The following is a 23,992-nucleotide window of genomic DNA, read 5'->3' as shown; positions in this document are numbered from 1 at the left end:
GCCTACCGATTTACGTAGGTCGGGTTAGCGAAGCCGCCACCCGACAAAACACGCCACTCAGAACGTCTCCCAGTTATCCCCGGAAACCGTCGCCGCCGGACGCAAAGGCGCGTTCTTCGCCACTGGCGCAGACATCACCGCGCGGCCCGACTTTGCACCACTCAGACGAAATGCCCCGACCGCCTCGGTCAGACGCGCGCCCTGTTCTTCCAGAGACGCGGCTGCCGCAGAGGCTTCTTCCACCAGCGAGGCGTTCTGCTGGGTCACTTTATCCATCTCAGAAATCGCCTGGCTCACCTGCACGATACCGCGGCTCTGCTCATCGGACGCGGCGGCAATCTCCAGCATGATGTCGGTCACGCGTTTAACCGCCTCGACGATTTCATTCATGGTGTTACCGGCAGCCACAACCTCACCGGAGCCCTGGTCGATCAGCGAGACCGATTCGTTAATCAGGCTTTCGATCTCTTTTGCGGCATTCGCACTGCGGCTTGCAAGGGTTCGGACTTCGCTTGCCACCACGGCAAACCCGCGTCCCTGTTCACCCGCACGCGCCGCTTCTACCGCCGCGTTAAGCGCCAGGATATTGGTCTGGAACGCAATGCTGTTAATCACGGCGGTGATCTCGGAGATTTTTTTCGAACTGGTGGAGATATTGCCCATGGTTTTCACCACGCCGGAGACCATCTGGCCGCCGCGGCTGGCTTTCCCGGAGGCATCTTCCGCCAGCTTGCTGGCATGATGGGCGTTATCGGCGTTCTGCTTCACCGTCGCGGTAAGCTGTTCCATGCTTGCGGCGGTTTGCTCAATGGCCGCGGCCTGCTGCTCGGTGCGCGAAGAGAGATCGGTGTTACCGGCAGAAATCTCGCTCGTGCCGCGGTAGATCTCCTCCGCCCCCTGACGTACGGTGCCCACCGTGTTTTCCAGCGAGTGCTGCATGGTTTGCAGATCGCGCGTCAGGCGGCCAATTTCGCTGCGCCCGGCCACGTCGTCCGGCATCGTCAGGTCGCCTTTGGCGATATTCTCGATACGTTTCGCTGCACGCTGCAAAGGATTGATTACCGTGCGGCGCAGCACGACAAAGGTCATCGCCGTCAGCACCAGCGCCAGCGCAAACGCGCCCACCATAAACATCAGGCCCAGCTGCGTGCGGCTGTGCGCCTGCGCCGTCAGCGCATTGGCACGCTCGGTACGGATCTTGATCGCCTTCAGCAGTACGGCGTTGTAAGCGTCATCCAGCGGACGCGCCTTTTCGTTTTCGTGGTTGATAATCGCTTCGAACATGCCGTTTTTGGCAAATTTCACCATCGGCTGCATGCCCGCAATATAGGCGTCGTACCGGGCCTTGAGATCCTCATCCAGCGCTGCACCCTCAGCGGTACGCACGGCACGATTCATATAGGCGGTAAAGCTCTCCTGGGACTGCTTAATACGCGTTTCCGCCTCGCTGATGTTCTGCTTCATCGCATCCATCTCCGCGATGCGGCTTGCCGCACCGGCGTGGATCAGATTAATACGCGCGGTTCGCAGATGGTTTGAGCTGTTCGACAGCCCCATACGCACCTGAATTTCGGATGTAACATCCTGCTGATCGTTATCGGCCTGCAGCAGAAAATACCCCGCCAGACCCGAGCTCAAGGCAAACAGAAGAATAATGCCACCGAGAATGGAGGAAAACAGCGGAACCAGCCTGATGTGATGCAAGAAGCCCAGCTTGCGCTGCGCCGGCATCGAAGTAGTGTTGTCCATGACCGTCGACTCTCTTGTAGGTAAGATGCGTAAAAACATGCCTGTTAAATAGTCATCGGCACGGCAGAGATTTAGATTACGGCTAAAAACGCCGCACTGGTCACACTTTAGAGAAGATTATTAAAGAAACGCCAGCGGCGAAAAACCGCTGGCAGAAGAGTTACTTGTCGCCGAAATGAATAACGGTACGAATGGATTTTCCTTCGTGCATCAGATCGAACGCCTCGTTGATCTGCTCCAGCGGCAAACGGTGGGTGATGAACGGGTCGAGCTGGATCTTGCCGACCATGGCATCTTCAACCATGCCCGGAAGCTGGGTACGGCCCTTCACGCCGCCAAAGGCGGAACCGCGCCACACGCGCCCGGTCACCAGCTGGAATGGACGGGTTTTAATCTCCTGACCCGCACCGGCCACGCCAATGATGATGCTCTCGCCCCAGCCTTTGTGGCAGCACTCCAGCGCGGAACGCATCACGTTCACGTTGCCGATACATTCGAAGCTGAAGTCAACGCCGCCGTCGGTCAGCTCAACGATGACGTCCTGAATCGGTTTTTCGTGATCTTTCGGGTTCACGAAGTCGGTCGCGCCCATTTCACCCGCCAGCTTGAATTTCTCCGGATTAGTGTCGACCGCGATGATACGACCGGCCTTCGCCTGCACCGCGCCCTGAATCACCGCCAGACCAATGCCGCCGAGACCGAATACCGCAACGGTATCACCCTCTTTGACTTTTGCCGTGTTATGCACTGCGCCAATACCGGTGGTCACGCCGCAGCCCAGCAGGCAGACTTTATCCAGCGGCGCCTGCGGGTTTACCTTAGCCAGCGAGATCTCCGCGCAAACGGTGTATTCGCTGAAGGTGCTGGTGCCCATGTAGTGATAAACAGGCTCGCCGTTATACGAGAAACGGGTGGTGCCGTCCGGCATCAGCCCTTTCCCCTGCGTGGCGCGAACCGCCTGGCAGAGGTTGGTTTTACCGGATTTACAGAACTTACACTCGCCGCATTCCGCCGTGTACAGCGGGATCACGTGATCCCCCGGCTTAAGGCTGGTCACGCCCTCGCCCACTTCCACCACAATCCCGCCGCCTTCATGGCCGAGTACCGCCGGGAAGACGCCTTCAGGATCGTCGCCCGACAGCGTAAACGCATCGGTATGGCACACGCCGGTATGGGTGATTTTGATCAGCACTTCGCCTTTCTTCGGCGGTGCCACGTCGATTTCAACGATTTTGAGCGGCTGGCCGGGACCAAATGCAACTGCAGCGCGAGATTTCATCATGTCTTCCCTTTTTGTCAGGTGTGTGGGTTTATTTTAGATAAGAGCGCAGCAAATGGCCGACTTCTGCCATGCGTACGGCTCGCTGATCCGGCGTGGTTTCCCCCGTCACCAGCTCATCTTTGAGGTGAATTTCAACCATTTCGCCCATCAGGCCATTGGCAGCCCCGCGCACGGCGGCGATTTGCTGCAGGATGGCCAGACAGGGATCGCCCGACTCCAGCGCGCGCTCAAGGGCATCAACCTGGCCCCGAATGCGACGGACGCGAGTAAGAATACGCTTTTTATCTTCGGGTGAATGCGGCATACGCCCTCCTAATACTATAGGGGGGTATTGTATCCTCCAAAGCAACTTTATGTAAACATTAAGTTTTATATGTTTATCAGGCATTTACGCGGTATACATAAAAGACACTATTGGACATAAAAGGACTTTTTACTGCCCCCAAATTGCCCCCAAATTGCCCCCAAACCGTATTTTGCCCCCAAATTTGCCCCCAAAAATTCACTCTTTTGCGTAGCTCCTTCCAGTTTCGAAACGCCTCGCTTTACCGCCTCGCTGACTTCCATCATCATGCCCCTGCTTTAAAATCATAATGTTTCGGTGCACATCTGTTTTTTCTCCCTGCCCTATACTTTCAGTCTGACATCTGGCTGGAGGTTTCTATGTGTGGACGTTTTGCACAAGCCCAAACCCGTGAAGAATATCTGGCGTACCTTGTCGATGAAGCAGATCGCGACATCGCATACGATCCTGAGCCTATTGGGCGTTATAACGTAGCGCCAGGTACCAAAGTCCTGCTGTTGAGCGAACGCGACGAGCAGCTTCATCTTGATCCAGTCCTGTGGTCTTACGCGCCCGGGTGGTGGGATAAACCGCCACTGATTAACGCACGTGTCGAGACGGCGGCCACCAGCCGAATGTTCAAGCCTCTCTGGCAGCATGGCCGAGCAATCATTCGTCTTTAAGCATTCTGGAGCCCCGGATATTCTTCGACTGTGTACAGCCTCCCGACGTTACGATTGAGCGGGTTTACGCGCGTCAGGCTGCACGTCACGTCCTTGTCGTCCATCGAGCAGTCGCTGACGTAGAGCGTCCATGACTTGATGGCCGTGGACATATCGGCTGCGTCAAATTGCTGGTACGTCGCAGAGATAGGCGTGATGCGCGAGTAGGCTTTCCACTGCTTGAGCTGTTGCTTGAAGTCCTGCGCCAGCCGGCCAAATTTGACTGTGCTGTCAAGGATCGGCGTGTTGCTTTGCTGGCTTTCGGTTAACTCCATGCGGCATGGTGTGTAGACCTGACCGCCAAGCGTTTTGGGGAAAATCTGGTTATTAACGAGCCTGATATAGCCAAAGACCGGGCTGTAGAATGTGATGGTTTCGTACAGGATTCGGTTTGGCCTTCGGCTTTGAAATTCTCTGAGCGTCGGCATTATGGAACCTTAGGTAAACTCTCCTGGTCGCGACCGTCAGGATAGCCAGTGACAACGATATCCAGCCAGGATGCCCATGGCGGCGGGAGCTCAATGATAATGTCGTCAAACTCGTCATCTGAGTTGACCAGCTCGCGCGCGACGACATCACCGCTCCACGTGAAAATGGACCCGGACTGTGACCACGACGGCCAGGAGAGAAAGTGTAATTCCTGCACCTCGACACCGGAGTCTCCAGTCCCGGTGCCGAGTGGCATCGTGAACCACTGATTGCAGTTATCGAGGTAGTTAGGGCTGCGCAACCACTGCATGAATGCCCGGTGCTGATCCTGTGTGAAGATCCACGTTAACGAGAAGGACGTCTTCAGGTCGTCGGTTAATTTCTGAAATACCGGCGCGCCGACCGTCGGTTGGTCGACGCGAAATCCGGTATCGGTGGTTGGTGATTTCCCTTTCTGTGCCAGCGGCAACCAGTCAGGGTACGTAATTGGCATGTTATCCCCTTGCTTTGCGTGGTGCCTGGTGATTCTGCTGGATGGCCTGGCCGATGCGTCCGCCCTGGCTGATATCGGCAACAATCATGTCGATTGTCACGCCATTGCCGTTCTGTGTGGCCTGGGCATCAACAGTTGCGCCGGTATAATTCTGAATGTTGATGGTGACAGGCACTGAACTACCGCCAGCACCGGCATTCATCTGCTTGTTGCTGATGACCTTTCCATTGTCTCCCGGAATCATGTACTGACTGCCATTGCTGGCCCTGTAGATTTCAGGCATGCCGCCCTCACCTACCTGGTACATAGAGCCTGCAGATACCGGACCGCCGTTTTTGCGCTTCCCGGCAATACCACCAGCCATCGCCATAGCCGCGATAAGGGCAGCAATACCGATAGCCGCAGCACCACCGAATGAACCGATTGAGGCAACGGCCGCCGCTGGGGTCCAGACAGCCATCGTGGTCGTGGCCGCCGCAGTGCTTGCCGCAGTGGTTGTCGCTAAACCAGCAGTTTGCGCCGCTGTGGTGGTGGCAATCGCAGAGGTTTGCGCCGCAGCACCCATCACAGCAGATTTCACCCAGTCGACTCCCATCTGAACGAAGCCGTTAATCAGGCTATTCAGGGCGTTACTGGCTAGAGACTGCATAGCCTCCTGCGCCGACATGCTTCCGGTAAGGATCCCGGTAAAGGCATTGGATGCATTGCGTGCGAGAGAATCAAAGCTCGCGGCAAGCAACTCATTGCCCATACTCTGGTTACGGAAAATCTCCCACTGGGCAGCGATACGCGCCTGCTCATACTGCGTGTCAGTTGCAGCACGCAATGCCATGGCGCTCTGGTGAGTAATCAGCCCCTGCTGCTCGTATGACTGAATAAGCGCGAGTTTCTGGGCGTTCTCGTTAGCCAGCTGCTGAACAGGATCAACTCCACCAACCGACTCCTGCTGTGGCGTCACGGCCTGTTGAGCCTGGATTTTCGCGAGGTTAGCCTGGTGCGTTGCCGCCATTCTTTCTGAAGTCTGGTTGTACTGCTCCTGGCTGATTTTCTTCGCAGCCAGAGCGGTGTTCAGATCCTCAACATCCTGTTTGTAACTGGCATTCTCAGCCGCTTCAGGGAGAAGCTTCTGGGCTGCAGCTTCAGCCTTAATGGCGTTGGCGGTGTCCCATTTTTTTGCCGCATACTGACCGGCCAGTGCTATTTGCTCTTTGGTGGCGCCTTTCCCAAGCGACTGCTGCGCAGTCAGGATGGCCTGTTCGCGACTCAGCTTATTCGTTGAGTCAGCAGCGAGCTCTGATTGCAGTTTCAGGTTCACCAGCTTCTGGGCGATAGAATCGGTCAGTGATGCGCCTTTCTTCTGCTCTGACTGAAGCGTCTTCTGTGCCTGCGTATTTTTGTACGTGGCGGCAGCATCATCTTCCATCTGCTTGGCGTGCGGATCATCCTTGGCAAATCCGGCATCCTCTGCGGCATATTGCGCCTGCAGCCGCGCACGGGCCTCACCCTGCAATTTCGAGAGAGCCAAATTGCGCTCGGACTGTTTGATTAGGTTCTTCTGGCCAGAAGTAAGGTTGTCGACCTCTTTTTTCATCCCGGACAGATTGATTTGAGCCTCTCCAGCGACTCGAACGAGCTCTGTGAGCGGACCAAGGAACGTCCTGATGGCATCAGCGCCTGACTTTGTTGAGCTCTCCGTGTTCTGGAGCTCAAGGACCAGCCTTTGCAGCGCTTCAGGAGTAGGATTATTCGCCACATCGGAGAGTTGCTTGCTTAGCTCGAATGCCCGCTGTTCCGATACGCCAAATTTATCCGCGAGTGTGGTAACAGTGTTCTGGATCGCGTTAGCGTTAACGGTGAATTTCGCCCCGGCGTTCCTTGCCTGCTCCATTGCTGCAGAGTAGGTGTCAGCTGTTACACCGACTGTCGAAAGGTTTTTGTTAAATTCATCAATCGACGCAATACCGCCAACGAAAGAGGTTCTCAGCTTGTCAGTAAAGCCAACGATGGAGCTGGAAGCGTCGTTAATTGATTTGGGGATCTTCGCTATGGCAGCGTTGTACTCAATCATTGCCTGATTTCTCAGGATGGTTGCTGCCTCAGCGTTGGTTCTTGCCAGGTTGGCGTACTTATCTGATAGTGCGGCCACGCCATTTTGGGAAATGGTGATCACCTTATCCATCGCTTCAGCTGCGTCTTTCAGCGCATCCATGGCGTTCTTACCGCCATTCAGCGAGGTAATCAGCACGCCAGCGATAACTGAGCTCAACGCAATTACCGCACCCAATACAGCTCCAGCAGGGCCAAATGCACCGGCAAGCTGCGAGCCCTGCTGAGCGAACGCCACCAGCGCAGACTGCCCACCCTGGACCTGCACGATGAAGTCCTGAACCTGGTACCCGGCCTGCTGCATGCTGGACTTCCAGCCCTTGTTGCTGCCCATCGATGTGTCAGCAGCGCCTTTCATGTCGAACAGCCGCCCGGTCAATTCGCCGATCTTCTGCTTTTCTTCGTCTGTCGCTTTCGACCCGGCACGCAACTGCGCAGCCAGAACTGCGGCACTACGCGCGCCATTTTCCTGCGCTTCGTCCAGTACCGCCAGCTGGTTACCCAGCGCCTCGATGATGGATTCTGCTCGACTGAATTCACTACTCGCGCCGCCGGTACCGCTGCGGGCCTCTTCCATTGCGCGGGCAATTCCGCTCACGTTGGTGTTCAGCTTGCGCAGCTGGTTGTCCATGGAGTTGGCATAACCAGCCAGTTCAGTAAATGCGGACCCGGTCTGGGATGCGCTCTGATCAAGGTTATCCATTCCCTTGCCGGACTGCTGGGCTGCAGCATCCAGTTTATCCAGAGCATCAATGGCCTGTTTCCCGCCCTGCAGCAGCGGCTCAACGTCGGCGCTGATTTAATAAACGATGCTACCGGCGTTCTTCTCACCTGCCATGTCATTCTCCGGACGTAAAAAAACCCGCCGAAGCGGGTATTATTTAATTATATATTTAAGTTACTATGTTCGATTAATATTTTCTCGTTTACCAAACGCATAACCTAAGGCTAAGGTAAGGATAGGGGTAAAAATAGACCAAATATCCTTCAAAGCTGCGACTATATCAATTTTAGCTGGATCGCTCATGTCAAATACGAAGTGGAAATACGCCAGTATTATACACACACTAAAAAGGGCACCAAGATAAAAACAATACTTTAAAGTCATCCATATGAATGAGTCTCTTGCATGCTCACCCGTTCCAATCTGTTGAGCGATTGTACCGGGTAAAAATTCTCCACCAGAGCTAGCATTGTTAACAGATGGTCTTACTTCTTTGTGTTCAGGAGAAGCATGTGAACCAACTGAGGGTGTGATTTTATTGTCCATTACACATCCTCATAAAATGAATAATGCGTAGTAGCCACCAATGCTCCGCCTATAGCTCTAATAATATTTATAGACCAAGACATGTATATCTTTTTACCGTCATGCTTGACACCTACTTCAAGAGGTACAAGCATACCAGCATATCCATTAGTCACTCCGCTGCTATCATTACATCTTACTGGCTGACGGAGTACAACCTCACCATTTTCAACCATCCCTTGGAAATTAGGAAGTGGATAGGGAGGTATATTTGCCGGCGGATCAATATAGGTATTTATCAGAAACTTAATATATAAGCCATCGTAATTGAATCGAATCTGACTTTCATTATTCGCGGCTACGATACTATTAAATACACCAGATTCAACTAGTATTTTCCCATCAGAAACTACAGATATTTTCATTAGATGCCAACTTTAAAAGTTAAAGGTCATGTGATCTGTGATATTTTAACTTATTGAATCATTTAAACAATAAATGTCAAGTAATCATCTGCTTGAACTGCATTTAAATGCTGAATCTCAAACATCCGCAGCACTTCTCCGAGCGGCTTGTTTCTTAAGGTATTCGTCGGCGATGCTGTCGTACTCTTCACGAGTGAAGCCTTTCTGGTCCGGGTATTTCGCCGCCAGCAGCATCTGGAACTCGGTCATCGTTAGCTGCGAGGCTTCTGCGCGATTCATGCCGAAGTGGCTGCGTGCAGCGCTGATGTAATCGAAGGCCTTAAACTCTGTGGTTCGCTCGCCTGTTTCGTGGCGCTGCAGCTGGCGAACCTTTGCTTTGCCGACGACGCCGTGCTGCATTAGGTGCTGCGCCAGCACGATGATGTCGTTCTTAGGCATCTGGCCGGGTCGGTAGACGACGCAATGCCGCCCCCCCTTCCACTCTCCGATCATCGGCGTCAGATCGTCATCGCAACACGCCTGCAGTACCAGCATGCACGTTGATAACAGCTTCTCAGCAGCTCGGTTGAATGATGGGGATAGCCAGGAAGGAAAACGTCCCAGCGTGCCAGCGCAAACCTCAATCAGCTGAGCGACATCATTGCCGTGGATGGTGGCGTACGCCTGCACAATCTCTTCGGGAGTGCCGATCCTGGTCATGGCCTCGAATGAAGGCCGCAGCAGGTAGTCTTTCCCGCCTTCGCAGCTATCGCTGATAGAGAGTTCGCCAATATCGGTTAAAGCGGTCATAGGCCTTCCAGTAAACGGTCATTATCAAGGGCAGCACGCCGCCCTTTGGAATGTCCGTTAGGTAACAGTAACCGTATGCACGGCCACAAAGTTGCCGTCTTCGGTGTTGATGATGATCTGCGCGCTGCCGGTGGCGACACGCGTCACGGTAACGGTGTTGCCGGAGGCGGTGGCTGTTGCTTTAGTCGCATCGGTAGTCGCTACAGTGAAATCTTTGTTGGTTGCGCCGGTTGGTGCGACGTTACCCGTGAAAGTGCTGGTACCGCCCGCCGTGCCGGTGCTGGTTGTCGGGGCTACCGTCACGCCAGTCACCGCAACCGCAGTGATTTCGTTCACTTCGATGGTGCTGGCGTCACCGACTTTGAACTCAGTAGAGAACGTGACGATATCGTTAGTGCCACCGTCAGAACTCAGCGCGTTAATGTTCATGTAGCCGATGAATTCAATCGGACCGTAGTCCATGCGCACCCAGATACCTGGCTGGCGCTTAGCCTTAAGTTCATCAGCGAAATACTTGATGAACTTGCCGACACCGTACTGATCCAGCTTGTCCTTCTTACGCACCTCGCCTTCAAAGCTCAGCGTGAAGTCACTGTTAGTGATGATGGTCTCGACATAGCCGCCGCCGTCATCCGCATCAGAGGTAACCGAGTTCGGGTTGAAGTAGAAGCCTTTCGACGTACCAGCAGCCAGCGCCTTCCACTCACTTTCCAGTGGTTTGACGTCCGGGCAGCCATCGGCGACTTCCAGCACGACCGTACCGCCTAACAGGCGCTCGTTCGAGTTCTGGCAATTAGCCATGTGAAACTCCTCTTTGACGTATAAAAGAAAAACCGCCGGAGCGGATTATTTGGTTGGGATGGCTATTTGCCGTAAGTGCAGACGAACTGGAGTCGGAAGACTATTCGCCCTTCTTCTGTGAGCTCCGGCGCGGGAATTGCGCCCATGTTCTGGATGTAGCCGACACACTCGTCAGCCATGGGGTTGGCCTGTACGTAATCGACGATGCGCTGCACAGCATTGAGCGCGTCTTTGCGCTTATCTTTCGCGCCGACAACGTCGACCAGGACGTGATACTCAGAACCGAGGTCAGTGCGGATATTCGCCCCGCCGTTTGGCCTGAATACCATGACCGCCTTCGACAGGTCGTCAGGGTCGTCGTACATCAACTGCTGCACCGTGAAGCCGGTTGTTAGCCCGGCATCGCCGAACATGTTGCGCACCCGCTCGTGCATCATGGGTGTCATGACGTAAGCTCCTTGCGCATCACCGCGTCAACATTATCGCGCTCGTCATTTGCGCCTTTGGTCAGGAATTGGGGCTCACCGTGCGGATCCCAGTAGTTGCCTGTTCCGGTCCCGCCGCCGAACTCTTTCGGTTTCTGCGGACCGAACTCAGATCGGTTGCTGGTTATACCAAAGTGCGCGCGCGGCTGACCTTTAAGCTTGCCTGATGCCTCATGGACGTACGCAGCATAGTTGGCTGAGTAGCCGATGCGCCCGGTAATGAACACCCCGCCAGCGTCGATTTCCCGAAACTGGCTGTTAATCAGCGTGGAGGTGTCGATTGGGGTGTAATAGGCCGCCCGCGCACCGATGAGAATCATCGCCGACTGCAGCGCGCGAATCACCTTGCGCCCCCTCACATCGTTGATGATATCGTTCAGGTGTTTCTTCGCCTGGCTGATGCCTTTCACTTTGATGCCCATGGTTTTCTCCAGTCAATAAAAAAACCCCGCCTGAGCGAGGTTTGGTGTCATTTAAAGTTGAATCAAAAAGGGAGCATTGCGCGGATTTCAGTGTGCCAGTTATGAAAGGCAGGCAGGTCATCTAATAACCAGAATCCAAAGCCAATCATTACAACGCCAATAATCATTTGAGCAATAACGCTGAACCAGTATTCAATAGGCTTGCTGTCTTTATGGATGTACTCCTTTCGCGTCGTCCCCTTAAATGTCTTTGTATAGACACCTCGTCGCAAAAAGATAATCGACTGAACAAACGCAAAGGGGCCGGTCAGGAAAATCCCACATACCGCAAGCCAATATTGAAAGCCCATCACCTATCATTCCAGTTAATTTTTTGGGCCATTATTGCACAGGTTTATCAGATTCCAGTCAGGATGGCGTAATCATCAGTCAGGCGATCGAATGTATCGCCATAGCGGATAACCTGCCGCACCTCATCGGCACCGGCCACAACCGGGTCGGCTTCGGTTGACACGCCAATCATCAGATAATCACCTGCGGCCGCCAGCGCGAACTCCGTCCAGACAGTGTTCTTCACGACGATTTCGGCGCCCAGACTGGCTAACTTCTTGCTGAGCCCGCCCTCGTAATCACAGAGGATTTGCTCAGGTTCGGCATAGCCCAGCGGATCGCCGTATTCGTTATTGCCTTCCAACTTGCGCCAGATGGTCGCCGTAGCGGTATAGCTCCAGTTTGCTACCGATGACATCAGCCCTCCTTCCAGCGCAGCACCTTCGCGCCAGTCGCCCGGATGCGCGGGCAGTTAATGAACCACCCGCCATCCGACTTCACGTATCCGGTAGTCTCCCTCCCGGTGTCGGTCATCACCCATACGCGGGTAAACGAACGCGGCAGGCCTTGCTTAACTGATTTGTACGTCATCATCAGCCTCCGACCACCATGAACAGGCCGACGCTGTTACCAGCGCTGATCGGCAACTCACCGGTGCAGCCGCTGGTATCGAGACGGGCCAGCGAGTCGCGCAGCCAGGTAATGCTGTCGGTACCGTAATCGAACGAACGAGACGCGCCAGACGGCGCACCCTGCGATTTGATGCGGCGCGCGCCGGACGACGTAGCCATGAGCGCCGTGGCATACATCAGGATCAGCTTCGCTGTGCACTCGTCATACCCGGCTCCATCGAGGCACGGGATAATTTTGTTCACCACGCAGAGGATCGGATCCAGCAGCGCGCCCGGGATGGAGTAACCCAATTCACCGAGGAACGCCTGCACGTCTGCCGCTGTGATTGGGTCAGCCATGGTTATTTCGCCTTCTTGATAGCTTCTGCCAGTGCCGCTTCAGCTGCGTCAGCACGTTTTGTTTCAGCGTCCAACTTAACTGCACTTTCCTGCTTCAGTTGCTCAATCACTTCGGCATGCTCTTTATCCTTAGCATCAATTTCAGACCGGGCCTGTTCCAATTGAGCCAACGCCTCATTGAGTTTTGACTGCAAATCTGATGCACCGGTTGCCACGGGCGCAGACGGTGTCGCCACTTCAAAGACGAGCTTCTCACCCTTCTTGTCAGATGATTTTTCCGCCTTACCCTGCTCGATCCACTTTTCAGCGATCGAGTCATCGACGTCATAAACCTGTCCAGCCTCCAGCTTTTGAAGGCTGGCACCGGCAAAGAGGTTTGCTACCAATACCTTTACGAGTGCCATATTGTTTCCTTAGCTCGAAGCGTGAATAACAGAGTAGTGACCGTTGATGTCCTGCTTGACCATCAGGCCAGCAGCACCCCAGGTACGCCAAACGTAATCTGAGTTGTAGAACTGACGCGGATCAGCGACGGTGCCGAAGGCCTGGCCGACGATAGGAGCAATCACGCCAGCCTGCAGTGGTACGATTACGATTTCGTTTCCGGTCAGCTCAGCATCTTCTTTGATTGCCGCGATGCCTGACAGTTTGGAGATCTCTTCCAGCACGGTGCGGAGAGAGTTCACATCGAAGTACTGTTCCCAGTTGGACATGATTTCGCTGGAGACGTACCACGTCTGCTGCCCGTACTGCATGTTTTGCAGCTTAAGGACGTCACGCAGGGCAATCGCCGCAGCACGCATGGCTTTTGGGTCGGTGCTTGTTGCGAAGTTAACGCTCAGCGTTACCTGCGCCACACGCTCATCGTGACGCAGTCCCTTCCAGGTCTTGTCATCGAATTTGATGTAGTTACCGGCTGCATCGCGGAAGCCTTCCCAGATATAGTCGACATACTGGCGACGCACATCATCCACAGAACCGGCCTGAGCATCCGCCAGGGATGAGAGCGCAGATCCTTTATTGAATACCGGGTCACGCCAGTTAAATTTAAAACCGCTGTCGTGGATCGGCACCATGGTGCCATCGAAGGTGTAAGACTTCGCATCCAGCGCAGCACCAATCTGACCGGACATGGAAGTATGCGCCCAGCCACGGCCGCCGGTGCGAGCGTATTCGTAAACAGACTCTTCCAGACGAACAGAGCGAGACAGCGGCATCAGGTCGTTCAGCAGCGTGAATTCGGTATTCGGTTCGAATTGTTTCAGCACGGTCTGGTCACAGGCCTTGTACAGACGGCGGATATCGTCGACTGCGTTTACTGCGTCCAGTACCGGGGCATTTGCCGCTTCACCGCGAACACGGGTACGAGCAATAAAGTCTGCCACGGCCTGAGCACTGGAATTACGAGCGAACGTCAGTTCATTGAACTGAGCCATGTTGGCTTCGAGGTTCCCGGTTTCGGTCGCCTGCTTAGTGGAGAATACAAACATTCAGGTGCTCCTTATTTAATGACCACGCGCAGGAGGTCACCTGCCGTTGCAATGGTGTATGAGCGGTCTTCTTCTACGTAGCAGCGGACCGATTCATCAGTGCCGACAGCTTTAACGCGGCCGTTGGCAACAGAGAGCGGCTGCCCTTTGGTGTAAGTGCCTGCTGCAGCTGGCACGTTGAAGAAAACGCCTGGGGTTGGGTGGAAAGCAACAACCCAGTCGCCAGCCTTGATGACGTCGTCTACGGTTTTGCAACGCAGGTAGTCATAATTGGCTACGTAGAGGATCGCGGCTTCATTACCATCCACGGAGGCGGTGAATTTCTTCGTAGTGTTGTCGAAGAAACCAATCGTACCTGGAGGCGTATCAGCGGCTGCAGCACCTTCACGGTGAAGCTGTGGGTTTGCGAAGATACCGCCCGCGTGAATTACGTGTTTTCCGTCTTTAGCCATTTTTTACTCTGGCATTTCGCTGACTGATTGGGTGTTAGTTGCCTGGCGGAATGCACCGTTCAGGCCGAAAGAGGTTTGGCACTTGGCGTACATGGCGTCGAGCGCCTTACCGTCCAGATCCGCGACTTCTTCATCGCTCATGTTCATCGCCAGCTTCACTGCCGTGCGCTTTTCGCCTTTCTCTTTGTCGGCGTTCGCGTTCAGGCTGTTGAAAACGACGTCCACGCGATCGGCGAGTTTCTGCGCCCAGGCTGGCATCTCTTCGTTATTGGTGGCCTGCTCTTTTTTCTTGGACTTGCCGGTTTCCGGGTCGATTTCTTCATCGCCTTTTTTCTTGGCGGTGGCTTCTTCGGCCTTCATCTGGTTGTATGCGTCCATCAGCTCGGCGTCGGACTTGCCTTCAGTCGGCTTACCAGCGGCTTGCAGCGCATTGATAATTAGTTCTTTCATCGGATCGTTCTCTCCGTTGGTTTTAATCTCGTACTCAGTGGGTTTGCGCACGACTTCTACAGGTTCGCCGACGAACACGGCCTTGCCGTCATCATCGATGAGGTACTTCTGCTTCAGGTATTTGGTGTCATTGCGGTAGATGAAGCTGTCCGGCCACACCGTTTCAGGCCAAAGCCACTTATCTTCGGCGTCACCCTCGCGCAGCTTGTCGCTGATAGCGCGGGAGATGTCGTCGAAAGAGAAGTTGGAGGCATTGGTGAAGAAGAATTTTGTCTTGTTGAGCAGACCGTCGCGGGTGCAGTCGATACCATCAGCCAGGCGGGCAACTTCGATCTGCTGCTCATCACCTTCTGAGTTAACGAAGATGCCTACGCCCTCTTCTGGCGTTCCAGCGCCAGGCTCATCAAGCAGTACCGCCACATGGTCAAACATCATGTTGGTGGCGATCTCGTTGTACTTCTTGCCCTTAGACTCGCCATTTGCGGCGATGCCGGAATACAGCAGGCCGGTGGAGATGTGGATCGGATCGGAGTTGGTACCGGCCAGCATCTCATCCAGGCGGTTAATCAGGCGCTTCCCCTTGTCGCTCGACTCGGCGTACTGGCGGTTAACGTACATATCGCCCGTCACTTTCCCGTCTTTGTGGCTGACGTTCTGCAGCCATGCCCCGACGTGATACTCATTCACCGCTCTGACATCGCGAGCAGACACATGCTTGCCGTCAACCTTCGGGTGGCCCAGCGGCATCGGGTTTCGCTCAAGCGTGTTGTAGGCCTTTTCGATTTCTGCTGCCGGGTACAACTTCCGGTTCATCACGATATCGTCCACGACAGGCGTGATGCCGCGAACCACGATATGTGGCTTGCCGTCGATGATTTCAGTGGTGATGTTTGAAGCGGAGTTGACGACGGTCAGCACGTTAACGCGGTTGCGTTTCATGCTGGGTCCTCATTGGTGGATTTCAGGCAATAAAAAAGCCGCTTATGCGGCTTAGATATCTTCAAATATTTTTATACGGTCATGTATTTCAATTAAATGCTCTCCATATTCTTCAGGGCTTCTGGCTTCGCTATCTCCACTTATCCAGCCGGCCAAATTCATATGTTCCCATCCATGCAAATAATGGCTTAACTCATCAGCAAAAAATGCATTTGGTACTATTACCGAGTGAGCATTACGTATATCTAGCTGTTTGCAGTTCAACCTCCACTCTCTTTCCCAAGTGAAGTTAACTCCGTCTCTCTTAACCTTATCTTTATCATTTGGGTCATATGTCACATGACGCCAATGAAGGCCCTCCGGGAGGAAATAAGCCTCATTTTTAGGTTGGTAAATAACGTGCCTGCCACCCAAGTCAAAAATAAGTGATTTACTAAAAGCAAATCCAAACTGAGTATAGCGTGATGACTGATGCCTCTTTACTTCTAATGGCGACTCGGTAAAGCAAACGCTTTCCAGATTTCTGAAAGTGTCTTTACCAGACGCATTTAGGCAGCCATCCATAACAATTTTCTTCATTATCTCGAAGGCTAACTCATCAGCTTTTTTGTTATCTTTTCCATCGTAATCAGTTTTTATCCAATGAAATACGTCATCAGAATAATCGCTATGATTATGCATGAATGAAATCCTCCTTTAGTTAGTTATCGACAGGAAGACTCCATTGTTTACGTTCAATGGTCAATTTTTCTTTAAGCCCTTCATTGAAAATGCTGCCGTCATCGTTGAGCAGTACCGGAATCTGGCTGCAATAGCAATTGTACCGGTTGCCGTTCTCAGCGTAGAAGTCCCGCACCTCTTCCGTGGTGTGGACTTTGCCGTGTCGACTGGCGTGCCAGGTTCGCGTCGTTGGCTTGAGCGCAGACAGCCACAGCAGGCCTGTATTCAGGCCAAGCCGGTCAGCGGCCCAGTCGGTTTCGTTCCACTGAGCCTGCCGCAGCGCGCCGACCTGCTCAGTCTGAGCGATGGTCTTCGCCTTCGACATTGACACATCGAGACGCTTACTGATTACGCTGGCCGTCTCGCGAGGATTTACCCCTCGCGCGATCGCATCGGTGATGATGTTGGTCAGATCGCCGCGGGCTGTGTCGCTGATAACCTTCCAGTCACTGAACGTTGTCAGCCTGGCCGCCGATATCTGGTTCAGATAACCGGGGCTGCTTAAAAGCTGCTGTAGCGTTGTCTGGCTGGCGTACACCTGCGACTGCTGCGAGAGGTTGTTGAATGCCTCCAGTGTGCCGCGCTGCGCCTCAGCGACCACGTAATCCATCGTCCAGAGTTTTTGCTCACCACCGTCCAGAAGGTAATCATCCAGAATCGACTGCACCGCTTCGAGGAGATCAGCCAGTTCCTGCGCCGACATGTCGTAGATGAACTTGCCAGCGTTGACCTGGTAGACACGAATATCCTCGCCGTGGTCGTGGCAGAGGAAGTGCCAGTTATGGCTGTTTACCTCTCGCTCTCGCCCAGTCAGGCGCTGGTCAAACAGCGCTTTCAATGCGCGCTTGATGCCGAGATACCGCGCCTCGATATCCCGGAACATCGCGGTTACCTGCTTTGCCGATCGGGTCGGGTCAACCTTGCTGCGCGGAACTATCGGCAGGCCTACCTTTGCCGTCTGTTCTGGTGTCATCGGCCAGTGGATCATCGGTAGTCACCTTATCGTCCGGTTTTGGTGGTTCTTTTGGCTCCGGCAGCGGGTCAAGCCCAACAACTTCGCGCAGCTCATTGGCTGTAACAGGCGGCTCACCGCCATAGAAGCCAGTGGTTTTCTGCACGATATCGGCCAGCTTAGATGCGTTCTCGATCTTCTCTTTCTCGCCGGGCGCCAGCAGGTCACTCCACGAAATGGTGACCTCGCCTTTGGTCGGTGGGTCGATAATCCCAAGAGTCCAGAAGCGTTCCAGCAGCGCGGTAATGCGATCTGTCAGGAAGCCATTTCGGCGCGTGTTGCGTCGGATAGCCCAGTCCGTTTTATCCTCATCGCTCGCCAGTCGCCCAGTCTGCTGACCGAACAGGATGGTGAACGGGATTTGCACGGAGGCTGCCAGTTCGTTCGCAGTGACTTCCCAGGTCGGGCCCGGGTCGCCTGGCGTAACACTCAGAACGTGCATCTGCCCGGCCTGCATTACGGCCGCCGCATCGGTACCGCGGTTCAGCTTATTGACCTTATCGCCCATCGCTTCGCCGAGATCGGCATAGCCAGCCTTTTTGGCCTGGTCAGCCAGCGTATTCATATCGGTTTCTTTGCTGAACTCGACGGCGATCTGACGGCTGGCGTTCTTCAGGAAGCCTTCAGCGCCACCACCTGACACTTTCTCAAGGTCGAGGCCCTTGTTGTAGCCGGCTTCCAGCAGCGGGATACCGGACAACACGTTGTCATCTTCAGAACCTTCGCAGAACAAGATAACGCGGCTCGGGTGTACCGGTTCTCCGCGCATCGGACCGACAAAAGGCTCATCACCGACCGGCTGCTCGTTGAAGTTGAACATCTTCGGCTGGCCGAACGTTTCAGACTGACGGTCGTTATCCCATTCGGCGACAGTTAACTGCGGCTCCCATACCGGGATAAGTTTTACCAGCGCTGACTCGCCCAGGGATTTCACCAGCTTGGTATCTACTGGCTCGTTCCATGACTTATTGTCTTTCACCTGAAGCAGCAGCGCGGAGTATCGCCCGACCATATTGCGGCGATCGGCATCCTTCACCTTCGGCCACAGCTTCTTCATAAACTTGGTGACTTTCTTTTCCCAAGCGTTTGTTTTCTCCGCTTCCTGCGCTTCATCACCGTCAACAATGACAGGATAGTCCTGCCAGCAACCTTCCAGCAGCCGATGCACCACAGCGAAGCCAGCGGCGTTGCGGCGGTACATGTTGTAGAAGTCGTTGAAGGTGATCGTGCGCGGGTAGCCAAATTCCTGGTAAAGCGTAGGTCGCTTCGTGTTTCCGCCACCGATGCCGATGGCATTCAGGTAATTCGCTCGCCTCATTTCAGTGGCGAGGTTGTTCACAGCCATTTGAAGGCCGTTATCTTGTTCGCTCACTGGCGATGCTCCTTAGAAGAATACTGTGCCGACGCCCTGACCGCTTAACTCAGTCATTGCCCACACGAGAGCATCTAGCCGATCGGGTGATTTTTTGGCAGTGGTTGGGATGTATTCCATTTGCTGGTTTTCGAGGTTGTATAGATTGCCGTGGTGGGCAACACTCCCCTGCGAATAAAGCGCTGAAATTGGCTCTGCACGGGCAAATTTACCCTTACTGGCGTGGACGCGGATAATCCGGCCCTTAAACCCGGCGTTTCTGAGAGTATCCTCAGCCATGTCGCCGCCCTGGTTGGTTTCAATGACGATCGCATCTGCCTCATGAAGGTCGTAAGCCTCCATCGCCTTCGTCGCCCAGCCGTTGGGTGAATATTTACCGCTATAATCGCCATCAGCAGAGTATTGCCTGCGGTCACCTGTGCCATAAACACTGGCGGCCACGATACCAGTCTCATCACTTTCTTCGCTGTTTGTGGCCTGTGGGTCAATCGCGATAACCGTTCGCGATAGCTCTTCAGTGATGATGAGCGCCCTAGCGGCGCTGATCATCTCCTCATTCCACAGCGCCCCCTCCGCATTGAAGCGTTTAGGGTTCTGCATATACTGAGCTTCGGCGGTGCGCCGGTGAGAGAACAGCGATACGCGGTGCGATTCGTTGTGCTTAAACGGCCACAGCCAGCCATCAGGCAAGCAGTGGTCAATCGGGATAGCGTGGGTGTTTTCCGGATAAGTTTCTTCGTAACTGCGGCTGCTATCGATGAGAACAGGCAGATTCAGGTGATACCACTTCTCACCACTCCCGCCCCGCAGCAGATATCCGCTCAGGTCGTGGTAGTGAATCCGCTGCATGATGACAATCATCGGCGTCGTCTCGATCGCCAGTCGTGATTTGATTGTCTCGTTGAATCGGTTGTTGACCCCGTCGCGGACGATCTCAGAGTAAGCGTCGTCCGGTTTAACCGGGTCATCGATAATCAGCGCGCCCTGCCAGCCTGGCTCCATATGCCCCGCACGAAAGCCTGTAACCTGTCCGGCAGCAGATGACGCATAGACACCGCCGCCGTGCTCGGTCCACCACATCGCCTTGCTGTCAGCATCATCGCGCAGCGCCATCGGCCACATTGACTGATATGCTTGCGACTTAATCATGCCGCGCGCAGTAGATGAGTTCAGCAGCGCTAGGTTATGCGAATAGGACAGGTGCATGAAACGGGCCCGGCAGTTCAGCGCCAGCCCGCGCCCCATCATATTAATGGTCGCCAACTCCGTCTTCATGTACCCTGGAGGGACGTTGATGATAAGGCGTTGAATCTCACCATCGATGACGCGATCCAGTGTTTGCTGAATCACCTTATGGTGAGGCGCAACAATCATCTTTCCGCCGGTGCGCTGCTTGAAGAAGTAACGAGCGTAATAGAGCCCGTCCTCTTCGCATTCAACCTTACGGGCAAAAGCCTTTTGCTCAGCAGTCGTCATCCTCCATCATCTCCTGCCGTGCGGATTTATATTCCTCTTTGCTCATGGTGATCGTCTGGATAGCGCCACCATTAGGGCCGGAATGTTCAAACTTGTGCTTATTGGTGTAGGCATCGCCGCATTCCTTCGCCGCCTGTTCGATGATCTCGGCCGTAAGCGCGAGGTTCTTCATGCCCTCGGCACGCGTTGCCATACGGCCGAGAACTCGAAGGCGGTACGCCTTGTTGGCGATCGGAATATCGGAGATTTCATTCTGGAAGCGTTCGCGGGTGGCATTGAACATGTCCACCCATTTCTGCGCCAGCCCCCTGCCGTTTGCTTTCGTCGGGTCGTGGGATTCGACCTGCTGACGTGTGATGCTCAGGTCAAATTCTTTTTTGACCAGCTCAACCACCTGGGATGGAGTATCGAAGCAGGCAAGAGACTGAACGATGAAGGCTTTGACCTCACCTTTCAGTGTCGCCATGGATTACCTGCCTGTCATAATCAGTCATATTGTTAGGCCAGCTTTAGCATGCATGTTCCACATGACCTGGCTATATCGATGTGAGCCACTTCTGCAGGCGCATTGGCCGCATCAACGAGCTCCTGTACTTCTTTGCTGGCACCGTATCGACGTACGACACCTGTGAATTCTTCGACGTCGTGGCCGCGCAGTGTAAGCACTGGCTGCCCGGTCTCTTTGTTGAACTTAGGCGCGCCGAAATCATCGGTGGCCTGGGCGATATGGTAAAGCTCATGCTCTACCAGCGCGCAGAATTCGAGGTCACTGCATTGTGAGCAGTAATCAGCTGCCAGCGTGATGATGAACTTCGGGATGCGCCCGAACCATTCATGCATCTGCTGTTCCATTCTTGCTTTCTGCCAACCACCGGCGCGGAGCATTACCTGTTCGGCTTGGCCGAGGACATAACGCCCTTTCTTAGCGAACGAATCGGATGCCCACATGAAGCAGAGGTCAGCCTCTAACAGGTGTTCGTGGTCAGGGTTATAGATGCTTCCGGTATCGCTGAGGATCTGGCGGCCTATCAACTCATGCACTTCGTTGGCGGGTATCAGCCTGGTGTATGGCTGCCAGTTATCGGAGTCGATGAAGTTGACTGGCGGATATGGCCTGCGCTCGTCATCGGCTAACATGATTTAATTCCTATGGTTAAAGCTATAAAAAAAGCCACCCGAAGGTGGCCTTTGTGATGGCAATAGAAAGACGTTGCTACAATCTGATTATGGATTGTATTTTGTCACTATTGAGTACTTAACGATCCCCGGTTCGTCATGAGCCATGAGAAACGTCCCTTTGATTCCCGTTTGTTTCCCTGACTCAATATCATCAGCAAGCTGGCGTAACGTTTTTACATAATGAGGATGAAAATTAACCTCTGTTTCATCCGTAGATTGCATCAGCTTTTGCAATTCATCACGGTACATACATATCTCCTTAGTTGAGTGTTGTAAAAGTATATCGGCTCATTAAGGGGAAACTTAAATATACGCATCAATTAATTACTCATTTATCCATATCTCGTATCCCTGCTAGTTGGTGACTCTCCTTCTCAATGGCCTCCCAGTCCGATTTGCTCATTCGTTACTCCGTTGTTTGTTCTTCTGGCTGTTCGGTCTGCTATGCCGGTACCGGCTTGAACTCCACGCGCTTCACATCGGCAGGAGCGAAATACAGCCACTGCCCCGTTTCAGTCGCCAGCGGCACAAAGCCGTTAACCAGCTCAGGTTGACGTCGTGACATCTTGCCCGTGAAGGTTTCGCCTGTCTGGGTGGTTAGCGTAATTTGGTAGATGTCGGACATTGAGAGCCTCTTAATGAGCTTGAGGGATGTCGCGTTAATTTTCCTCTGCATGAGGATATAACTTATCACTCACTGTAGGAGCAGGGGTCGCCTGACTCGATTTTCCTATAGGAGGTAACATGTCCCAAAACCAATTTTTCGAACTGGCTATCGCCTACGCTGATGGAGTCAATGCGATCATCAATCTGACCTGCCTGCTGCTGGCGAAGCGCTTCGGCGTTCTTCGATATTTCTAATCCCTTCCTTGTCCAAATTGCACTGCCCCAGCGCCGTGTAGAGCTGCGCGTTTAACTCCAGACTTGCCTGCCATGTGAACGGAACAACCATTCTGGGGATCGGCGTATCTGCTGTCAGGTCAGCGCTTATCGGCACTACTGGGGCCGGTACGTAAACTGTCTGCGTATTCCCGCAGGCTGTCAGCAGCGGCAGAAGGAACAGGCTGGTTAGCGCACGGATCGCCTTCAAGCGCCTGCCTGATGTAGACAATGCGTGTCTCGCTATTTTGAGCCAGTTCGTTCTTTGCATTCTGGGTAGCCTGTGAGATGTCACGGATGAGGTTCATCGTGGTGATCACGTTGCTGGTGATCGCCACTGATGTGTCTGCCCGGACCGTCGCCTTATCGCGCTGGTCTTTGTAGGTGATGGCGTTGTCGCGGTAGTGGTTAACGAAGAACGCCAGCACGCCAATTACGGCTACCACAAACAGCTGCAGCCAGTAACGCCTTACCAGTGAGCCAATCACGACAGGAACAGAGCGCGCTCCGCCTCACGTCGACGGGCCAGGCCGTTCAGGACTTTACCGCCAGCTTTATTCCAGCGCAGGAACTCATCGGCTGCGCCAGCGTAATCACCGGCGTTGAGCTTGCGCAGCAGTGTCGATGTCGACAATGACCGGGCGCCGAGGTTATACGTGAACGATACCAGGGCGTCGAATTGCCCCTGAGTCAGGCCAATTTTGACCAAGCGGGACACATCACTTTCGTAACTGACCAGTCCTGTCTTCAGCAGGCGTTCTGCCGTTTCCTGCTTAATTGTCATCCCGGCACGGATTGGTTTCCCGTCGACAGGCTGGGTCCAGCCATAGCCGATCGTCCAGACGCCGACGCTATCCTGGTAAGCTGTGAGTTTGCAGCCTTCAAACTGCTTGATCAGGGAGATGCCTTTATCACTGGTTTGCATTCTTCATCCCCGTCAGGCGTTCCCAGAAGTACGTCAGCGCAACGGATCCCATCGCCCCGCTGATGCCGGACGTAACCAGGATCATGTAAAGACTCAGCCCGCTTTCAACGCTGATCAGGCCACCAATGAGACCGGTAAATCCGGACACTGCGATCTGCGCCAGTGCGTTGATCCAGCTCCAGGTTGCTTTGTTCTGCTTAACGTCAATAAGGTATCGGACCAGGCCGCCCCAGCATGACAGAGCAAGGACAATCAGCCATGACACTCCGGCAATGCTTTCTTTATCTTGCATACGTTTAGCCATATCACCTCCGAAAAAACGGGGTGCTGTTTGTAGTAAGGGATCAGGCCATCGGGACAATTTAACAAGTAGGTGTGTCGATGATGGTTCCCGGAGCCTGAATTAAAAAAGGCCCACATGAGTGAGCCTTTGAATAAAGTTTCTTCACATCACTGCCGATACATTCCTTAAAGGAGATAAAAATGGGCAGACGTAGACGTGGCAGGTACAGAATTAACAAGAATCCGGACATAGTGGATCGAATTATTCACATGATTATCG

Annotated in this window: 31 protein-coding genes and 1 pseudogene; 1 reads left to right on the top strand and 31 read right to left on the bottom strand. The window is 53.9% G+C overall.

The annotated features are described in order from the left end of the window. Positions 1–57: 57 nt before the first annotated feature. The 3 genes from BJ885_RS07105 to BJ885_RS07095 form a co-directional block, all read right to left on the bottom strand. Positions 58–1,749 (bottom strand): methyl-accepting chemotaxis protein, encoded by a 1,692-nt coding sequence (locus BJ885_RS07105; protein WP_121931514.1) that lies wholly within the window; start codon positions 1,747–1,749, stop codon positions 58–60. Positions 1,750–1,909: 160 nt separating this feature from the next. Further along, complete coding sequence (locus tag BJ885_RS07100) at positions 1,910–3,028, bottom strand: S-(hydroxymethyl)glutathione dehydrogenase/class III alcohol dehydrogenase (protein ID WP_032657150.1); 1,119 nt, start codon at positions 3,026–3,028, stop codon at positions 1,910–1,912. Between the two features lie 31 nt (positions 3,029–3,059). Beyond that, positions 3,060–3,335: a metal/formaldehyde-sensitive transcriptional repressor gene (locus BJ885_RS07095; RefSeq protein ID WP_003857256.1), complete on the bottom strand. Its 276-nt coding sequence runs from the start codon at positions 3,333–3,335 to the stop codon at positions 3,060–3,062. 359 nt (positions 3,336–3,694) lie between these two features. Here BJ885_RS07095 and BJ885_RS07090 point away from each other — a divergent pair. After that, positions 3,695–3,985, top strand: a pseudogene (locus BJ885_RS07090) (SOS response-associated peptidase family protein); the annotation flags it as partial. A gap of 8 nt (positions 3,986–3,993) precedes the next feature. Here the strand turns inward: BJ885_RS07090 and BJ885_RS07085 are convergent. The 28 genes from BJ885_RS07085 to BJ885_RS06950 all read right to left on the bottom strand — a co-directional run bounded on the left by BJ885_RS07085 (position 3,994) and on the right by BJ885_RS06950 (position 23,722). After that, positions 3,994–4,464 carry a hypothetical protein gene (locus BJ885_RS07085; protein ID WP_032657161.1) on the bottom strand — a complete coding sequence of 157 codons (471 nt, stop codon included), beginning with the start codon at positions 4,462–4,464 and terminating at the stop codon, positions 3,994–3,996. Next, positions 4,464–4,958: a hypothetical protein gene (locus tag BJ885_RS07080; RefSeq protein WP_121931513.1), complete on the bottom strand. Its 495-nt coding sequence runs from the start codon at positions 4,956–4,958 to the stop codon at positions 4,464–4,466. The genes BJ885_RS07085 and BJ885_RS07080 overlap by 1 nt, the downstream gene beginning before the upstream one ends. 1 nt (position 4,959) lies before the next feature. Beyond that, positions 4,960–7,641, bottom strand: a complete 2,682-nt coding sequence (locus BJ885_RS07075) for a tail protein (tape measure) (protein WP_375714064.1) — start codon at positions 7,639–7,641, stop codon at positions 4,960–4,962. Positions 7,642–7,965: 324 nt separating this feature from the next. Continuing rightward, on the bottom strand, positions 7,966–8,334 hold the full coding sequence (locus tag BJ885_RS23170; protein ID WP_147449212.1) for a hypothetical protein: 369 nt from the start codon (positions 8,332–8,334) through the stop codon (positions 7,966–7,968). After that, positions 8,334–8,738, bottom strand: a complete 405-nt coding sequence (locus tag BJ885_RS23165; RefSeq protein WP_147449211.1) for a hypothetical protein — start codon at positions 8,736–8,738, stop codon at positions 8,334–8,336. Before BJ885_RS23165 ends, BJ885_RS23170 begins: the two co-directional genes overlap by 1 nt. Before the next feature lie 117 nt (positions 8,739–8,855). Then, positions 8,856–9,527 (bottom strand): DUF6246 family protein, encoded by a 672-nt coding sequence (locus BJ885_RS07065; protein WP_121931511.1) that lies wholly within the window; start codon positions 9,525–9,527, stop codon positions 8,856–8,858. 57 nt (positions 9,528–9,584) lie between these two features. Continuing rightward, entirely contained in the window at positions 9,585–10,328 is a 744-nt protein-coding gene (locus tag BJ885_RS07060; RefSeq protein ID WP_121931510.1) for an Ig-like domain-containing protein, read from the bottom strand. Positions 10,329–10,390: 62 nt separating this feature from the next. Further along, positions 10,391–10,774: a hypothetical protein gene (locus BJ885_RS07055; protein WP_121931509.1), complete on the bottom strand. Its 384-nt coding sequence runs from the start codon at positions 10,772–10,774 to the stop codon at positions 10,391–10,393. Beyond that, on the bottom strand, positions 10,771–11,235 hold the full coding sequence (locus BJ885_RS07050) for an HK97 gp10 family phage protein (protein ID WP_121931508.1): 465 nt from the start codon (positions 11,233–11,235) through the stop codon (positions 10,771–10,773). Before BJ885_RS07050 ends, BJ885_RS07055 begins: the two co-directional genes overlap by 4 nt. 62 nt (positions 11,236–11,297) lie before the next feature. Next, entirely contained in the window at positions 11,298–11,585 is a 288-nt protein-coding gene (locus tag BJ885_RS07045) for a hypothetical protein (RefSeq protein WP_032657172.1), read from the bottom strand. Positions 11,586–11,632: 47 nt separating this feature from the next. Next, positions 11,633–11,983, bottom strand: coding sequence for a hypothetical protein (locus BJ885_RS07040; RefSeq protein ID WP_032657174.1), 351 nt, complete (start codon positions 11,981–11,983; stop codon positions 11,633–11,635). Further along, the gene (locus BJ885_RS07035) at positions 11,983–12,156 is read right to left on the bottom strand and encodes a hypothetical protein (RefSeq protein ID WP_032658299.1); all 174 of its coding nucleotides are present in this window, start codon (positions 12,154–12,156) and stop codon (positions 11,983–11,985) included. The genes BJ885_RS07040 and BJ885_RS07035 overlap by 1 nt, the downstream gene beginning before the upstream one ends. A 2-nt stretch (positions 12,157–12,158) precedes the next feature. Continuing rightward, positions 12,159–12,536: a hypothetical protein gene (locus BJ885_RS07030; protein WP_121931507.1), complete on the bottom strand. Its 378-nt coding sequence runs from the start codon at positions 12,534–12,536 to the stop codon at positions 12,159–12,161. Positions 12,537–12,538: 2 nt separating this feature from the next. Beyond that, on the bottom strand, positions 12,539–12,940 hold the full coding sequence (locus tag BJ885_RS07025; protein WP_032657178.1) for a hypothetical protein: 402 nt from the start codon (positions 12,938–12,940) through the stop codon (positions 12,539–12,541). A 9-nt stretch (positions 12,941–12,949) separates the two neighbouring features. Continuing rightward, positions 12,950–14,026 (bottom strand): major capsid protein, encoded by a 1,077-nt coding sequence (locus tag BJ885_RS07020; RefSeq protein ID WP_121931506.1) that lies wholly within the window; start codon positions 14,024–14,026, stop codon positions 12,950–12,952. A gap of 11 nt (positions 14,027–14,037) precedes the next feature. Further along, entirely contained in the window at positions 14,038–14,478 is a 441-nt protein-coding gene (locus BJ885_RS07015) for a hypothetical protein (RefSeq protein WP_047647778.1), read from the bottom strand. Positions 14,479–14,481: 3 nt separating this feature from the next. Continuing rightward, positions 14,482–15,867 carry a DUF2213 domain-containing protein gene (locus BJ885_RS07010; RefSeq protein WP_121931505.1) on the bottom strand — a complete coding sequence of 462 codons (1,386 nt, stop codon included), beginning with the start codon at positions 15,865–15,867 and terminating at the stop codon, positions 14,482–14,484. A gap of 51 nt (positions 15,868–15,918) precedes the next feature. Next, the gene (locus BJ885_RS07005; RefSeq protein WP_121931504.1) at positions 15,919–16,548 is read right to left on the bottom strand and encodes a hypothetical protein; all 630 of its coding nucleotides are present in this window, start codon (positions 16,546–16,548) and stop codon (positions 15,919–15,921) included. A 19-nt stretch (positions 16,549–16,567) separates the two neighbouring features. Next, positions 16,568–17,575, bottom strand: coding sequence for a phage minor head protein (locus BJ885_RS07000; RefSeq protein WP_121931503.1), 1,008 nt, complete (start codon positions 17,573–17,575; stop codon positions 16,568–16,570). Continuing rightward, positions 17,502–18,971 (bottom strand): DUF1073 domain-containing protein, encoded by a 1,470-nt coding sequence (locus tag BJ885_RS06995; RefSeq protein ID WP_121931502.1) that lies wholly within the window; start codon positions 18,969–18,971, stop codon positions 17,502–17,504. The genes BJ885_RS07000 and BJ885_RS06995 overlap by 74 nt, the downstream gene beginning before the upstream one ends. Positions 18,972–18,983: 12 nt before the next feature. Further along, positions 18,984–20,447, bottom strand: coding sequence for a DNA-packaging protein (locus BJ885_RS06990; protein WP_121931501.1), 1,464 nt, complete (start codon positions 20,445–20,447; stop codon positions 18,984–18,986). Beyond that, a complete protein-coding gene (locus BJ885_RS06985) occupies positions 20,434–20,913 on the bottom strand; it encodes a DUF2280 domain-containing protein (RefSeq protein WP_121931500.1) in 480 nt (159 codons plus the stop codon). The genes BJ885_RS06990 and BJ885_RS06985 overlap by 14 nt, the downstream gene beginning before the upstream one ends. Before the next feature lie 32 nt (positions 20,914–20,945). After that, positions 20,946–21,584: a putative metallopeptidase gene (locus BJ885_RS06980; protein ID WP_121931499.1), complete on the bottom strand. Its 639-nt coding sequence runs from the start codon at positions 21,582–21,584 to the stop codon at positions 20,946–20,948. An 87-nt stretch (positions 21,585–21,671) separates the two neighbouring features. Continuing rightward, positions 21,672–21,875: a hypothetical protein gene (locus BJ885_RS06975; protein WP_121931498.1), complete on the bottom strand. Its 204-nt coding sequence runs from the start codon at positions 21,873–21,875 to the stop codon at positions 21,672–21,674. A gap of 193 nt (positions 21,876–22,068) precedes the next feature. Continuing rightward, positions 22,069–22,251, bottom strand: a complete 183-nt coding sequence (locus BJ885_RS06970) for a hypothetical protein (RefSeq protein WP_121931497.1) — start codon at positions 22,249–22,251, stop codon at positions 22,069–22,071. Between the two features lie 355 nt (positions 22,252–22,606). Then, on the bottom strand, positions 22,607–22,951 hold the full coding sequence (locus BJ885_RS06960; RefSeq protein WP_375714061.1) for a DUF2570 domain-containing protein: 345 nt from the start codon (positions 22,949–22,951) through the stop codon (positions 22,607–22,609). Positions 22,952–22,989: 38 nt separating this feature from the next. Beyond that, positions 22,990–23,430: a lysozyme gene (locus tag BJ885_RS06955; RefSeq protein WP_121931494.1), complete on the bottom strand. Its 441-nt coding sequence runs from the start codon at positions 23,428–23,430 to the stop codon at positions 22,990–22,992. After that, positions 23,417–23,722, bottom strand: coding sequence for a phage holin family protein (locus BJ885_RS06950; RefSeq protein WP_122008274.1), 306 nt, complete (start codon positions 23,720–23,722; stop codon positions 23,417–23,419). The genes BJ885_RS06955 and BJ885_RS06950 overlap by 14 nt, the downstream gene beginning before the upstream one ends. Positions 23,723–23,992: the final 270 nt, after the last annotated feature.

It is taken from the genome of Enterobacter sp. WP_7_1, from assembly GCF_003688535.1.
In the GTDB taxonomy this organism is placed as follows: Bacteria; Pseudomonadota; Gammaproteobacteria; order Enterobacterales; family Enterobacteriaceae; genus Enterobacter; species Enterobacter asburiae.
Note: the sequence above shows the minus strand (reverse complement) of the source record. Positions and strands in the feature narration are given on the sequence as shown.